The organism is Streptomyces sp. NPDC002588 (assembly GCF_040295925.1).
GTDB lineage: Bacteria > Actinomycetota > Actinomycetes > Streptomycetales > Streptomycetaceae > Streptomyces.
This window is the reverse complement of the sequence record NZ_JBEOWF010000049.1, coordinates 16,596-30,677: the sequence shown is the minus strand read 5'-3', so window position 1 is coordinate 30,677 and position 14,082 is coordinate 16,596. Positions and strand designations below refer to the sequence as shown.

General features: G+C 69.9%; 11 protein-coding genes. 7 read left to right on the top strand and 4 right to left on the bottom strand.

What is annotated here, in order from left to right:
• The first annotated feature begins 36 nt into the window (after positions 1-36).
• From ABT057_RS39895 to ABT057_RS39870, 6 genes are all read left to right on the top strand, one after another.
• Positions 37-765, top strand: coding sequence for an alpha/beta fold hydrolase (locus tag ABT057_RS39895; RefSeq protein WP_352348830.1), 729 nt, complete (start codon positions 37-39; stop codon positions 763-765).
• 168 nt (positions 766-933) lie between these two features.
• Entirely contained in the window at positions 934-1,893 is a 960-nt protein-coding gene (locus tag ABT057_RS39890) for a DUF3152 domain-containing protein (protein ID WP_352348829.1), read from the top strand.
• Between the two features lie 51 nt (positions 1,894-1,944).
• Complete coding sequence (locus ABT057_RS39885; RefSeq protein ID WP_352348828.1) at positions 1,945-2,883, top strand: hypothetical protein; 939 nt, start codon at positions 1,945-1,947, stop codon at positions 2,881-2,883.
• A 52-nt stretch (positions 2,884-2,935) separates the two neighbouring features.
• On the top strand, positions 2,936-4,333 hold the full coding sequence (locus tag ABT057_RS39880; RefSeq protein ID WP_352348827.1) for a peptidoglycan-binding protein: 1,398 nt from the start codon (positions 2,936-2,938) through the stop codon (positions 4,331-4,333).
• Positions 4,330-5,052, top strand: a complete 723-nt coding sequence (locus ABT057_RS39875; RefSeq protein WP_352348826.1) for an ABC transporter ATP-binding protein — start codon at positions 4,330-4,332, stop codon at positions 5,050-5,052. The genes ABT057_RS39880 and ABT057_RS39875 overlap by 4 nt, the downstream gene beginning before the upstream one ends.
• Positions 5,049-6,395: an ABC transporter permease gene (locus ABT057_RS39870; RefSeq protein WP_352348825.1), complete on the top strand. Its 1,347-nt coding sequence runs from the start codon at positions 5,049-5,051 to the stop codon at positions 6,393-6,395. Before ABT057_RS39875 ends, ABT057_RS39870 begins: the two co-directional genes overlap by 4 nt.
• Before the next feature lie 128 nt (positions 6,396-6,523).
• Here ABT057_RS39870 and ABT057_RS39865 read toward each other — a convergent pair whose 3' ends face one another.
• From ABT057_RS39865 to ABT057_RS39850, 4 genes are all read right to left on the bottom strand, one after another.
• Positions 6,524-7,255, bottom strand: a complete 732-nt coding sequence (locus ABT057_RS39865) for an ABC transporter ATP-binding protein (protein WP_352348824.1) — start codon at positions 7,253-7,255, stop codon at positions 6,524-6,526.
• Complete coding sequence (locus tag ABT057_RS39860; protein WP_352348823.1) at positions 7,252-10,038, bottom strand: ABC transporter permease subunit; 2,787 nt, start codon at positions 10,036-10,038, stop codon at positions 7,252-7,254. The genes ABT057_RS39865 and ABT057_RS39860 overlap by 4 nt, the downstream gene beginning before the upstream one ends.
• A gap of 30 nt (positions 10,039-10,068) precedes the next feature.
• Positions 10,069-11,280 (bottom strand): ABC transporter substrate-binding protein, encoded by a 1,212-nt coding sequence (locus tag ABT057_RS39855; protein WP_352348822.1) that lies wholly within the window; start codon positions 11,278-11,280, stop codon positions 10,069-10,071.
• A gap of 1,033 nt (positions 11,281-12,313) precedes the next feature.
• Complete coding sequence (locus ABT057_RS39850; RefSeq protein ID WP_352348821.1) at positions 12,314-13,015, bottom strand: TetR/AcrR family transcriptional regulator; 702 nt, start codon at positions 13,013-13,015, stop codon at positions 12,314-12,316.
• A gap of 224 nt (positions 13,016-13,239) precedes the next feature.
• Here ABT057_RS39850 and ABT057_RS39845 point away from each other — a divergent pair, with 224 nt between their 5' ends.
• Positions 13,240-14,064, top strand: a complete 825-nt coding sequence (locus ABT057_RS39845) for an SDR family oxidoreductase (RefSeq protein WP_352348820.1) — start codon at positions 13,240-13,242, stop codon at positions 14,062-14,064.
• Positions 14,065-14,082 lie beyond the last annotated feature (18 nt).

Below are 14,082 nucleotides of genomic sequence, written 5' to 3'. Positions count from 1 at the left end.
GTTGTCAGTGACTGTCAACGATCAAAGGAGATCGGCATGAGCGAGACCTTCGTCCTGGTGACGGGCGCCTGCCACGGAGGCTGGGCCTGGCGCCCCGTCGCGAACGAGCTGCGGGCCGCCGGGCACCAGGTGTACACCCCCACGCTGGCCGGACTGGGCGAGGGTGACGACCCGCGCGACGTGACCCTGACCGACTGTGTGAACAGCCTCGTGGAGTACGTCGAACGCGCCGGTCTGACGGACATCACGCTGGTCGGCCACAGCTGGGGCGGCTACGTGCTGGTGGGCGCGGCACCCCGGCTGGCCTCCCGGCTGCGCCGGCTGGTTTTCTGGAGCGCGTTCGTGCCGAGCGACGGCGAGTCGCTGATCGACGCGTGCCCGCCGCACTACGGCGAGATGTTCCGCGCCGTGGCGGCCGCTTCCGGCAACAACGGAGTGACATTCCCGTTCGAGGTGTTCCAGCAGGCGTTCATGCAGGACGCCGACGAAGAGACACAGCGGATCGTCCACTCCCTTCTCGTGCCGCAGCCGCTCGGTACGTTCACGGAGAAGCCGGACACGAGCGGGTTCTACGCGCTGGACATCCCGACCGCGTACGTCCTGTCCGAGGAGGACCTCTCCCTCCCCGGCGAGTGGCACTGGGCCGAGCGCTTCCCCCAGCGTCTGAAGAACCCGCTGATGATCGAGACCCCCGGCAGCCATGAGGCTCTCTTCACCCGCCCCGCCGAACTGGCCGACGCGTTCATCCGGGCCTGCGCGGCATAACGGGGCCACGGCGTCACCCGCGGAGAAGGGCACCCGATCCACGCCAGGCGTGGATCGGGTGCCCTTCTCGTGCCGCGAAACATCCAGAGCCGTCGGGAGATCATTCGTTATCTTTTCGTGACCGTCCGAGCTCATGGTCATCATCTGGAATGACCACCTTGACTTGTCATGCAATCGGTACGAGAGCGGGAATCCGCACCGCCCAACGACGACGCCGCGGCATCCCACCGCGATGACCGTCCGCAGCGGTCCTCCCAGGGCGGCGGCCGGCACCGGTCCGCCCACCGCAGGGGCCGTCCGCGCCGCCGGGGCCGGACCTACCTGGTCGGCGCACTGGTGGTCGCCGGCGTCCTCGGCTCCACGGTGTACTTCCTGCACGGCGGACGAAGCGAAGCGTCAAACGCTGCACCGCACACGCGGCGCACGGCTGAGAGCACGCCTTCCTCCACCCCGACGCCCTCCTCCACTCCCACGCCCTCCTCCACCCCCACGCGCAAGTCCACCCCGTCGTCCACCCCGTCGTCGACCCCGGCGCCCAGCTCTACGACGATCGACGTCCCCGCGACGGGCTCCGGCACGTTCGTCACCGCGCAGGCCAGTGGCGCGAAGGTCGGTCAGGGCGGGAATCTGCTCCGTTACGAGGTGCAGGTCGAGACCGGACTCGACGTCTCGCCGGACCAGGCGGCGAACGAGATCGCCGACATCCTCGGCGCTCCCCGGGGCTGGACCCGGAACGGGGTGTCCTCGTTCCAGTTGGTGAGCGCGGGGGAGCCGCACGACCTCGTGGTGAAGATCGCGACCCCGGGAACGGCGGACGCCCTGTGCTGGGCGGGCATCCAGCAGGACACGCAAGGCGAGTACAACTGCGAGGTTCCAGGCGGCGTGGTGGTGAACCTCAAGCGCTGGGTCCAGGGCTCGCCCACGTTCGACGGCCCGATCCACGACTACCGAGCGCTGATCGTCAACCACGAGATGGGTCACTTCCTCGACTACACGCACCAGACCTGCGGGGGCCCCGGGCAGCTGGCCCCCGTGATGATGCAGCAGATCAAGGGCCTGCACGGATGCGTCGCCAACGCCTGGCCCTACGACAAGAACGGTCGGCTGGTCACCGGGCCGCCCGCGTAGCGGGGCGGGCTCGTCCCGAAACACCTCAACCCTTTGAAACGGATGGAATCAATGTCTGCATCCCGCACTGTCCTGAAACTGGCCGTGGCGGTCAGCCTGTTGCCGCTGCTGGCGGCCTGCGGCGGAGGCGAGTCGAAATCCTCCTCGGCGAGCGACGGCACGAGCGCCTCCGCCGGGTCCAAGTCGTCGGGGCAGCTCGACGTTCCCGCGGACGCCAGCGCGGAGCTCAAGAAGGAGTACCTCGTGGAGAACGCGATCGCGGTCTGCATGAAGAAGCAGGGCTTCGTCTACACCCCCGAAGCCCCCGAGGACTTCAGGGACAGCTATGCCACCGACGGGGCCGACTACGACCTCACGAAGAAGTTCCGGCAGAAGTACGGTTTCGGCTACGTCGCGCCCGCGGTCTACCCCAATGATCCCCAGGTGTCGCGCAAGGAGGCGAGCGAGCCCTCGGCCAACTCGAAGTACGTCGAGACGCTGACGCCCACGCAGAAGACCGCCTACGAGAAGGCGCTGGGAGGCCCCCCGGAAGGGAAGAGCGGGCAGAACGACTGGACCGGTTGCATGGCAACGGCGAACAAGGAGGTCTACGGCTCCACGTCGCCCAAGGAGCTGACCGACACCTCGGCACAGAACGAGAAGAACGCCCAGGCGCTCAACGGTGATCAGGAACTGGTGGGCCTGGCGCAGTCGTACGCCTCGTGCCTGCAGAAGGAAGGCATCAACGTCACGACCACGCAGCCGACCAGCATCGGGGACATGGTGAAGCTGCAGTCGGCCAGCGCCGTCGCCACGTCGGTGGAGCCCAACGCGGACGGGTCGAAGCCCGAGGAGGCTCCCACCGCGCAGACCATGAGCAAGAGCGAGGCGCTGCCGCTGCTCGCCAAGGAGATCGACCTGGCGATGAAGGACCTGGCGTGCGGCAAGGACTTCCGGGCCGCCTACTTCCCGAAGTTCTTCAAGAACCCGGGGTCCACCGGTGCCGGATGAGCAACCGTTCCCGGAACCGGGCAACGCCCACTCCCGCGATCGAAGGAAGAGAATGTCTGGATCCCGCAGTCGTCCCAAGCAGTTGGGGATCATCGTCACCGCTGTGGTGCTGGTGGGCGCAGGCGGGTGGTTCGCCGGATCGCGGATGCAGTCGCCGGCCGACGCGGCTGCCGCACATGAGCCACCGAAGGCCGGACCGGTCACCGTCGCGGTCGAGCGGCGGACGCTGACCGCGAGTGTGGTGGCCCAGGGCACGGTGGAGTTCGCCTCACCGCAGAGTGTGGCCCTGGGCGGTCCTGTCGGCCCCCCGGATTCCGGCTCCGGGGGTTCCGGGTCCGCCGAGGCCGTCGGCCAGCGCGTCACCAAGGCGCCGGTCGCCGGGGCGGAGGTGAAGGAGGGCGACGTGCTGATGCAGCTGAGCGGCCGGCCGGTGATTGTGCTGCGTGGATCCGTCCCGATGTACCGCACGCTGGCCCCCGGCACGTCCGGAGACGACGTCAAGCAGCTGCAGCGGGCCCTGTCCCGGCTCGGCTTCAGCTCCGGTACGGTCACCGGGCAGTACGGCCAGCAGCTCGCCTCGGCGGTGAGCCGCTGGTACAAGAGCAAGGGTTTCCAGGCCCAGGAGCCCAGCATCGCGGACAAGCAGCAGCTGGCAACGCTCGAAGCGGCTGTGACCACCGCACAGCAGGGCCTCCTCGCCGCGCAGCCCACCAGTGCCGGCGCATCCGCGTCGCCCAGCAGCGGCACCGGCTCCGGCGGCCAAGCAGCGGCGCTCCAACTCAAGTCGGCGCAGCAGCAGTTGGACGCTGCCAACACCGCGCTCTCCGCTTTCAAGGACAGCTACGGAACCAAGGTTCCCGCAGGTGAGGTGGTCTTCCTGCCGGATCTGCCGGCCCGGATGGACAAGGTGTCGGTGAAGGTCGGTGACACCCCTTCCGGACCGATCGGCACGGTGACCAGCTCCGAAGTCGTGGTGCAGGCCGTGGTGCAGGCCAACGACGCCAAACTGCTCCACAAGGGCATGACAGCGCAGGTGGAGACCACCGACGGCAAGAAGGTGGAGGGGGAACTGGTGGCACTCGGCGACGACGTGCCGTCGACCGACGCGAAGGACGGGCAGGCCTCGTCGGGGACGTCGGGTGGCGGGAGCACCGACGCGTCGGCTCCCGTACCGGTCCAGATCTCCCTGCCGGTGGGGAAGCTGACCAAGAACGCCAGCGGATCCGCGAAGGTGACCATCAAGGTGGGCGCCTCGAAGGGTGAGGTGCTGACGGTGCCCATCGCCGCGCTCCACACCACGGCCGACGGACAGGCCAAGGTGCAGGTCCGGCGCAGCGGCAAGGTGGTGGACGTCTCCGTCAAGGCGGGCCTGTCCGCGGAGGGAAAGGTGGAGGTCACACCGTCCGGTGCCGCCCTGAAGGCGGGCGACCAAGTGGTGATCGGGCAGTGACCGGCCTCCCCGCGTCCGCCACGCCCGACGCGGACACGGTCATCCAACTGGTCTCCGTCGACCGGACCTTCGACTCCGAACCGCCGGTACACGCCCTGCGGGACGTGAACCTGACCGTCCGGCGCGGGGAGCACCTGTCGATCGTCGGCCCGTCCGGTTCCGGCAAGTCGACGCTGCTCAACACCCTGGGGCTGCTGGACCGCCCCACCTCGGGCGCCTACTGGCTCGACGGGGTGGAGACCAACACGCTCGGCGACCTGGAACGCACCTCGCTGCGCGGCGGCCGGATCGGATTCGTCTTCCAGTCCTTCCATCTGCTGCCCTACCGGACGGTGGACGAGAACGTCATGCTGGCCGAGGCCTACCGTCGGCCGCGCCCCGGGCGCGGCCGGGCCGGCCGCCGCACCCGGGCCGAGGAGGCGCTGGAACGGGTGGGCCTGGCGCACCGGTCCGGCTTCCGGCCGGACCGGCTCTCCGGAGGTGAACGGCAGCGGGTGGCGATCGCCCGGGCGCTGATGAGCGAGCCTGCTCTGCTGCTCTGCGACGAGCCCACCGGCAACCTCGACAGCGAGAACACCGAGTCGGTCCTCGACCTCTTCGACCAACTGTCCGAGCAGGGCATGACCCTGGTCGTGATCACCCACGAGGAGGCGGTCAGCAAGCGGGCCGACAGACGGGTGAGGATCAGCGACGGCCGGCTCACCGAGGAGACCCGATGAGGACCCGAGCACGTGTCCTGGAGAAGGCGGACCCGGTGGATCCGGCAGAACCGGCGGATCCACCGGTCGCAGACCCGCACGGCGGCGGACGGCGCACCGCTCGCCGGGGACGTGGACGGCGCCGCGGCAAGTCCGGGGGCACCGAGCGTCCCTGGATGGACTTCAGGGACCTGTGGATCGAGGCGCTGGCGGGAGTACTCGCCCGTCCGATGCGCTCCGCCCTGACCACGCTGGGAACGGTTCTGGGCATCACCACCCTGGTCATCACCATCGGGGTCTCGGCCACGGCGGGCAACCAGATCGTCGGCCGGTTCGACGCCCTCAGCGCCACCTCTGTCACGGTGGAAGTGCCCCAGGCGGTCGACTCCGAGCCGCTCGTCGGCTGGTCGGGTGTCGACGCGGTCCGGCGGCTGGCCGGCGTCGAGTCGGTGGCGGCCCTCGGCGACTCCACCGAAACCGCGAGCATCCAGGTCCGTGCGAACGACGTGGTGGCCCCCGGGGACGTCACCGGCCAGACCATGGCGGTGATCGCCGCGTCCCCCACACTGCCCGCCGCGGTGCGCGGCACGATGACCGTCGGGCGTTTCTTCGACGACGGCAACATCGCCCGGCGCGACCGGGTCGCGGTGCTCGGCGACCAGGCCGCACGGCTTCTCGGTATCGACTCGGTACAGGACTCCCCCGCGGTCTTCCTGAAGGGCCAGTCCTACACCGTGATCGGGATCCTCGGCGGACCCGAGCGGGAACAGCAGCTCGCCACCGCGGTGATCCTGCCGCCCACGACGGCCGAGGACCGACTGGGCCTGGGAGCGGTGACCCGGGTGGTGATCAACACCGCGCTCGGCGCGGCGAAGCAGGTCGCCCACCAGGCGCCGATCGCGCTGGCCCCCGGATCCGAGACCGCCCTCGTCGTCACGGCACCGTCCGACCCGACCAAGGCACGCAAGGGAGTGCAGGGCGACGTCAACGGCCTGTTCCTGGTGCTCGGACTGGTCTCGCTGGTGGTCGGGGCGATCGGTATCGCCAACGTGACGCTGGTGACGGTCATGGAACGGATCGGTGAGATCGGGCTGCGCCGCGCCCTCGGCGCCTCGCGACGGCAGATCGCCGGCCAGTTCCTGGTGGAATCGACGACCATCGGACTCCTCGGCGGCGTCATCGGCGCCGTCCTGGGCATGGTCGTCGTGGTGGCCGTCTCCGCCGTCAGGGACTGGACTCCGGTCCTGGACGTCCGCCTCGCCTTCGGAGCCCCGGTCGCCGGAGCCCTCGTCGGACTCCTGGCGGGTCTCTACCCGTCACTGCGGGCCTCCCGCATGGAACCCGTCGACGCCCTGCGCGCATAGTGCGAGAACCCCTCAGGGCAGGAGTGAGTCCGGACACCGGTCCGCTCCCTCGGCCGGCACCGGTGGCCGGCCTGCGGGGGCGACCAGGCGGAGGGGGCCTGGTCGCCCTCGAGCATCCTCATCGCCGGTCACGAAGCGGGCTCCGGCGCCCGCTCGCCGAGATACGCCCGCTCCAGCAGCCCAGGGTCCGCCGCGAGCCTCGCGGCGGACCCGCTCAGTACGGTGTCACCGTGCACGAGGACCACCGCCCGGTCCGCCAACTCCAGTACCAGCCGGACATGTTGCTCGACGAGTACGACCGCAGTGCCGGTGCCTTCGGCGATCTGCCGGACGATCGGCAGCAGCTCCTCGACGATGACCGGCGCCAGCCCCATGCTGAGTTCGTCGATGAGCAGCACCCGCGGATCCTGGATCATGGCACGGCCCAGGGCGAGCATCTGCTGTTCTCCGCCGGAGAGCATGCCGGCCGCGACCCTCAGCCGCTTTCCCAGCGCCGGGAAGTAGTCGAGCACCCGGTCCACGGTGCTGCCGTGGCGCCGTCGGGCGAGCGTCAGGTTGTCCCGTACGGTCAGCTGGGTGAACAGCGACCGGTCGTCGGGTACGAGGACCATTCCCGTCCGGGCGGCCTCTCGCGCCCGCCCACCGTGGATCTGCCGGCCGTCAAGCGTGACCGACCCGCCCAGGCGTGGCAGCAGGCCCGCCAGGGTCATCAACAAGGTGGTCTTCCCGGCGCCGTTGGGCCCCAGCAAAGCGGTGATCTCGCCGGGGAGCAGCCTCAGGTCGAACGCGCGCACCACGGGCCGTCCCTTGGCGTAGCCCGCGTCCACGCCCTCACATGTCAGTAGTTCCCGCCCGGTCACTGGACGACCTCCCCGGGTACTTCGCGCGCATCGACCTGGGCCGCACCCAGGTAGGCGGTGGCGACCCGCGGATCGGCCTTGATCTCGGCGGGGGTTCCCTCAGCGAGCACCTTCCCGATGTCCAGCACGACGATCCGGTCGCACACCTCGAGCACCAGCCCCATGTCGTGGTCGATCAGCAGTATCGTCACACCGTCGGCCCGCACGGCCCGCAGGCGGTCGCCCAGCCACCGGCTCTCGGAGCTGTCCAGGCCGGCCGCGGGCTCGTCGAGGAGAAGCATCCGGGGACGCCCGGCGAGGGCGCGCGCGATCGACACCAACTGCCGCCTTCCCTGGGACAGTTCACGCGCGGACTGGGCCCGGAACCGGCTCAGGTGCAACGTCTCGAACAACCGGTTCCGTAGATCCAGCCCCTGCATGCTGCCGACATGGTCGCCGCCGTGCCGGGCCGCGGCCTCCCCGACCAGCACGTTCTCCTCCACGCTGAGGTCCTCGTAGAGCTCGATGCCCTGGAAGGTGCGCCCGAGGCCCGCCCGGCTCCGCCGGTGCGGCTTCAGCGACGAGATCGGCCGCCCGTCGAACTCGACCGTTCCCGCACAGCGGTTGTATCCGCTGATCGCGTCGAGCAGAGTGGTCTTCCCGGCACCGTTCGGGCCGATCACGCCGACGATCTCACCCGAGCGCACGTCGAAGGACACCGAGTCGACGGCCACCACACCGCCGTAACGCACCGAGACATCGCGCACCGACAGCACCACGTCGCCCGGATCGGGAACCGGCGGGCGGCCGGGCGGTGCCGCCCCGGCAAGGGCCTCGGCGTCCTGGTCGTCGACGGCGTCGGTGGCGGGCCGGCTCCTCCGCCGCAGCCGGTCCATCAGTTCGTGCGCCGGACCGACGATGCCTTCAGGGTTCGTGATCACGGTGAGCACCAGGCCGACGCCCATGACCACGCCGTACCACTCGCCCATGGACAGGGCCCGGTCCAGCAGGACGGGCAGCAGACCCCCGGCCCCCATCACCCCGGCCACGATGCCGCCGGACAGGGCGGTGATGCCCGCCAGGTACGCGGTGGCGAACAAGCCCAGGCCGCCGATCGCGGTGAACATCTCGGCGTCGGCGACGGACTGCTGGTAGCCCAACAGCGCACCCCCGAGCCCGGCGATGAACGCTCCGATCGCGAAGGCGACGATCTTCGTACGGGCGACGTCGATACCCGCCGCGGCGGCCGACCGTTCGTTGGCGCGCACGGCCAGCATCGCCGCACCGAGCCGGCTGCGGCGCAGCCACGCAACGCCCAGGCCGACCAGCAACAGCACCACCAGACACAGCAGTGCGAACGGGATGCGTGGATAGTCCTCGCCCGCACCGATGCCGAGGTCGATCCCGAACAGGTGCGGTGGAGGGATCTTCGAGCCGTCCAGGCCGCCGTTGAGTTCGGTGTTGCGGAACCAGAAGGCCTCGAGAGCCACCGCCAGGGCGACCGTGACCACCGCGGCCGGCAGACCGCGGATCCGCAGGGCGGGGAGCCCGATCACGACGCCGATCACCATGGCCGCAGAGGCCGCCAGCAGCGGGGCGAACGGGAAGGGGACCCCCCACTCCGCACTCAGTCTGCTGAGGCTGAACGCACCGACCCCGGCCAAGGTCAGCTGGGCCAGCGAGACCTGGCCGGCGAACCCGGTGACGACCACCAGCGACAGCGAGATCACCGCCAGGGTCAGTGACGTGATCACCGCGGCGCGGATGCTTCCCTGGGTGGCGAGGAGAACGACGACGCCCAGGCCCGTGCTCACGACCGCCGGTACCAGGACGCGGTCGGGCCGCGGTGCACGGCCCAAGGCCTGCTGGATCAGCGCGCCGCGGGTGGGCAGCGGCCTCCCGCGGACCACGAGATAGGCCAGGATCACTGCCAGCGGCACCAGTTGCGCCAGGCCGGTCTGGGGCAGCCATGACCACTTTCCCTGGAGGAACTGCAGTTCCGACTGCAGCATCCCGATGACCAGGCCGGCTCCCACCGCGGGGACCAGCGCGGTGAAGTTGCCGACCAGCGCCGCGGCCAGGGCCGGCACGATGAACAGGGTGTACGAAATGGGGACCAGGGGCACGATCGGTGCGATCAGGATGCCGGACAGACCGGCGATGGCCGAACTCAGCGCCCAGTTCGCCACCGCGATCCGCTCCGGTGACAACCCGCTGACCAGTGCACCCTTCTCCGACTCCGCCACCGCCCTGGCCGCCAGGCCGAACCGGGTCAGCCGGAACACCAGCGCCAGCGCGACGGTCAGGACGACGATGACCGCCGCGAACCACAGCCGGTCGCCGGGGATACGCGAACCGCCCCAATCGACCGGGTCGTTCGGCAGGATGGCCTTGACCGACATCGCCGCGGTGCCCACCCGTGCGGCGAGCACGGCCTGGATCACGAGCATCACCCCGATCGAGGCGACGGCTTTCGCCACCGGCGGTGCCGACCGCAACTGCCGGAAGACCAGCCCGTACAGCACCATCCCCGACACCGCGGCGAGCACCAGCGAGATCACCAGCGCCGGGACCAGCCCGAGCGGTCCGCCGAGCCCGACGGTCGTCGGCAGTCCCGGTATCGGCACCAGCAACTCACCCTGGCGCAGGAACGCGTAGGTGTAGGCGCTGTACAGCGCGGTCGCCCCGGTCGCGAAGTTGACCACTCCGGAACTGCGGTAGGTCAGCGCCAGCGCCAGCGCGAGCGCGCCGAACACCGCCCCACTCCCCAGTCCCAGCAACAGGAACACGACATACTGGCTCATCGGCGAGACCGTTCCTTCCGGTTGTTCCGGCTACCGCGCGAACAACGGACTGGGATCGATGACCCGCACCTCGTCCAGCTTGCCGCCGGACATCGTGCCGGTGACCACCTTCGCCGAGCAGGCCGCCTTCATGCCCGGCACCGCCGAGGAGTCACAGGTGAACGTGGAGCCGTGGCCCGCGGGCAGCGGCACGTCCTTGGCCGAGCGCAGGGCCGCGGCGATCGTCTTCGGTGTGACCTCCCCGGTCAGACCGTGCAGCGCCCGGACGAGACCGAGCACACCCTGGTACCCGACCGCCGCGTACCCCTGGGTCGGTGTGTCGGGGCTGTACCGCTTCATCACCTGCCGGTAGAGCTGGGCCTCGATGTCGTCACTGGCCGTGTCGAAGCCGCTGAACACCTGCGCGCCGTCCATGCCCGCGCCCACGGCTTCGATGACCTCAGGGGCCACACACGACTGGACGACCTCCCGCGGGGTGTCGCCGCCGAGTGTGCCCATCGCCTGGAGCACGGAGGTGCACACGGTCGACTCGCCGATGACGGCGACGGCATCGGGCTTCTTCTGCAGCGCGGCACTCACCTGAGGCGACGCGTCCGGCGTGCCCGCCGCTATCGTCACGATCTGCAGGTCGATGCCGGCCTTGGCGAAGAACGGCTTGCCGATGGCCTGCATACCGCTGACCGCGGCCGGCACGTCGATCACGAACGCGGCGACCTTCTTGTACCCCTTCTCCTTCGAGTACGAGGCCATCGCCGTCATGTTCGCCGGGAACCCGCCCGTCCAGGAGAAGGAGTCGGCACTGGTGGCCTCCGCGTTGCTGGCGCCCACAGCGGTCGTCCAGGGGATGCCCGCCTGGGTCACGATCGGCACCATGGAGTCACCCAGACCGCTGCTCGTCAGCACGACGGCGTCGACCTTCTGCTCGACCATCTGGTTCGCGCAGTCCCGTGCGGTCGCCGGCTCCTCCTTGGTCTTGCAGATCACGAAGGTGATCGGTCTGCCCGCGATCCCGCCGAGGTTGTCGTTGGCGTACTTCCGGGCCGCCTCGGCCGCCTCCCTGTTCTCGGGCTGACTGGTGGCGGCGCCGCCCTCGTTGGTGATCAGGCCGATCCTGACCGGCTCGCCGGTGGCTTTCGTGCCCGGGAACGCGCTCGTCAGCGCGGTCGGTATCGCGGTGCTGTTCGCGGTGGTGGCGCCACCACCGTCGTCCGAGCATCCCGCGAGCAGGACCGCGGTTGACATCAGAGCGACCGATGCCCGTGACCGGGGTGAGGAGAAGACTCGTCTGACCGACTCAATCATGTTTGCTTCCAAAGTGTCGGCGAGTGCCCGGCACTCGCTGCGATCAGCGATCAGTGATCGGCGGCGCAGCGGCTCGGAGCCACGGCTGCGCTGCCGCCTGAGAAGGTGAAGAGAGAGCCGCAGACCGATGTCCAACGGCATGTGAGCCAGGCGCTGCGGCATGCTGCGGCAACCCTGCCCCGACGTGGCAAGGCCCTCATGACCGGCGATCGGGGTGGTCCGCTCCTCCGGAGCGGGTCAGCCGATCCTTCCGAGCGGTAACGGGTTCGCCGGGCGGCTCAGTGCGAAGCGGCCCGAGCGGAGTTCGGTGTTTCGATGGAAGGGACGAGCGACGACCGGGAACTGTGTGACAGCGATCGCCGGACCTCTGCCCGCCATGCTCGGACTTGAGACGACGTCACCACCGGGCAGTGCGCTCATCTCCGCTCCTTCGCGAGAAGATGCTGCGGCTCTGCAGGCCGATGTCGTGCGGTCACTCCGTGTAGTATCCGGCCTGCGAGCAGAAGAGTATACGTAATTGCCGTCTATCGGAATACGTTGCACAGCCTCTGGCATCCGGCGCGGGCGAGGCCTGGCTGTTGCTGCGTGACAGCCTTCCGGCGTGGGCCGCCGTCGGCATGGCGGGTCTGCTCCACCGCCGCAAGGGGATACGCCTCGAAGCCGCACGTCGTCGGGCCCGGCGGCGCCGTCCGGGAGCGCGCCTCGACCGCTGCCGACGGTGGCGGCCCTGATGGGCGGACGACACCCAAGCCTGGAATGAGGATGCGGAATAGATTCGATCAGTCAGGAGAGCCGCAGGCGCAACCACTGCGGATGGTCACCGTTGATCGTGGCCCGGTGCCGGCCGGCCGACTGTCGATCGGCGGCGCTCGACGCCGGACGGATGCCCACGGGCGCACGCGTCGGCGCCCTGTGCCGGCACGCCGGTTGGCGGGCTTCGCGTGCGGGCGTGTCCGCACCGCACGCGCGTCCGTCAGCCGGTGGCGGTGCCCCATTCCGCCTCGGGGTCCAGAGGCAGTTCGGGCCGGTCGCGCTTGAACGCCTCGGCCTGCTCCTCGACCTTGGGCAGGGCATGGTCGGGCGCGCCGAATCCGCGGAACAGCGTCGCGCAGTACTCACGGGCCAGGAAGGCCGCGTCCCACTGACCGCCCGGATTGACCCATTGATAGGTGTGGTTGTGGAGGTTGAGGAACTGCAGGGTGGCCAGCCTCGGCGGCATCGCCCGGAAGGTGCTCCGGTCGACGGCCTCCTCCAGCAGCCCCGAGATCAACTGCTCGAAATCGGCACGCTGGCCCAGCAGGGTCTTCAACTCCGGACCGCTCAGACTGCGGTAGTCGTGCTCATAGACCCAGATGTGGTCGAGCCTGCGGAAGATGATCGTCAGCAGTGACTCCGACAGCAGGCGCAGCCGCAGCAGAGGGTCCCCCTCCAGTTCCGCGATCTGCCGCGCCCGGGACAGCAGGGGCCCCATCACCCGCGACTGGATCTCGACGAGAAGGTTTTCCTTGGAACCGATGTAGTAGTACAGGGCTCCCTTGGCGAGCCCGACCGCCCGGCCCAGGTCGTTGATGGACGTCGCTGCGTATCCCTGCCGGGCGAACAGCTCCGCCGCGACATCGATGATCTTCTGTCGTCTGACCTCGAAGCCCGGTCCGTGGCCCGGCGGTCGTGGCATGGTTTCTCTCCCCGCTTGACGTGGCGAAGTATCGGCCAAGACCGCCCCCGACCACGTCGGACGGCGTTCCGCGCATCCGGGGGAAGTGGACTCAGGGGTAGCACTTGGTTTGCTGGACCAAACGGTACGTTAAGAAGTGGGCCCATGTGTGTCCGGGTGGGCCAGGACACCTGTACACGCGGGACACTCGTCCTGCGCGGAGGGTTTCGAGTGAGGAGTGGCGCATGACCACGGTAGGTATTGCCACCGGTGCCGGTCGCGGGACGGGGGAGGCATGCGCGAGGCGCCTCGCCGACATGGTGGACGTGCTGTTGCTCGTCGACCGGAACGAAGCGGCCGCGGCCGCGGTGGCGAAAGAGCTGTCCGGCACCGGCAAGAGGGCCGTCGCCGAGCCGCTCGGCGTGGATGTCGCCGACCGGGAGGACCTCGAGCGGCTGGCCCGGCGGGTCGGTGAACTCGGCACACTGCGGGCCGTCGCGCATGCCGAGAACCTCCCGCCGGAGGAGGCCGACTGGCGCAGGATCATCGAGGTCGACCTCGTCGGAGCCGCATTGCTCACCGAGGCGCTCCGCCCTCTGGCGACCGCCGGGACGGCCTTCGTGTACTGCGCCTCGGTGTCCCCGCTGATCGCGCACATCGACCCCGACCCGGCGGTCGCCGCAGTCCTGGACGACCCGGCGCAGGAGGGATTCCTCGACCTGCTCCGCGAGGTGGTCGGCCCGGCCGTCGAGGATCCCGCGTGGGCGTACCCGTGGGCCACCTACGGAGTGCACCGCTTCGCTCGCGCCGAGGCCGTCAGGCTCGGGCCGGTGGGCGCTCGCGCGTGCTCCCTGTCGCCCGGTGCGATCGACACCCCGGAGACCCGACTGGAGGCGGCGCGGCACGAGTCGGTACGACAACTCATCCGGAGCACACCGCTGGGCCGCACCGGGCGGTACGAGGAGGTGGCCGCCGTGGCCGCGTTCCTGCTGTCGGACGAGGCGAGCTTCGTGAACGGCATCGACCTCGTCGTCGACGGAGGCCTGTGCGCGGCGGTCCAGGACGATTGATCCCGTACGCCGGCTGCA